The organism is Aliivibrio sp. 1S128, assembly GCF_001691065.1.
Taxonomy (GTDB): domain Bacteria; phylum Pseudomonadota; class Gammaproteobacteria; order Enterobacterales; family Vibrionaceae; genus Aliivibrio.
In genome coordinates, this window is record NZ_MAJV01000005.1 from 1 (window position 1) to 844 (window position 844).

Consider the following 844-nt stretch of genomic DNA (forward strand, 5'->3'; position numbering starts at 1 on the left):
TATGCAGGCGTTATAAGCACTGGTTTTTCATGAAAAGGGATTATGATGGAAGAACTTCAAGGTGGGCGCGAAGGGCTAGTTTTTCGCTCTGAAGATAAAGTATATCGACCAAGTGGTTTTTGGTCTGTTTCAATTCATAAGTTACTGTCTCACCTCGAAAGTGACGGTTTTAATGGCGCTCCAAAATCCTTTGGTTTTGACGATAATGGAAATGAGATTTTGTCTTATGTTTTGGGTGAGGTTTACAATTATCCATTAATTGGAAATATTGCCACGGATGAAGCATTAATTTCTGCTAGCAAGCTTTTGCGTCAATATCATGATTCAACGGTTTCATTTATTTCTAGTCCGTCATTTCAAAAAACTGAATGGATGCTACCAAGCAGAAAACCATATGAAGTTATTTGTCATGGAGATTTCGCTCCTTACAATGTAGCTTTAAATGGAAATCAAACTGTCGGTATCTTTGACTTTGATACAGCTCATCCTGCACCAAGACTTTGGGATATTGCTTATGCTGTTTATTGTTGGGCACCGTTTAAGACCAATGAGTGTGACGCATTAGGTGATTTAAGCTCTCAATCGGCTAGAGCTAAGTTGTTTTGTGATTCTTATGGTTTATCAAATGCTGACCGTGAGAAATTAGTTGAAACTATGATTGATAGGGTTCAAACCTTAGTCGATTTTATGCAAAGTGAAGCTAACAACGGTAATGAGGCATTTATTGAAAATATCAGTAATGGACATCATCTTGCTTATTTAGCTGATATCGAATACATGAAACTAAATCATCAATCCATTACAATTAGTTTATCTGGTGAAAGGTGCTTATAACAAATGCATC

General features: G+C 36.6%; 1 protein-coding gene. It reads left to right on the plus strand.

What is annotated here, in order from left to right; genetic code table 11:
* Window positions 1-45 precede the first annotated feature (45 nt).
* Complete coding sequence (locus tag A6E03_RS03380; protein WP_065600167.1) at window positions 46-834, plus strand: aminoglycoside phosphotransferase family protein; 789 nt, start codon at window positions 46-48, stop codon at window positions 832-834.
* Window positions 835-844 lie beyond the last annotated feature (10 nt).

Coding starts and splice junctions, on each gene's coding strand:
- A6E03_RS03380 (WP_065600167.1), top strand. CDS start 46: ATGGAAGAACTTCAAGGTGGGCGCGAAGGGCTAGTTTTTCGCTCTGAA.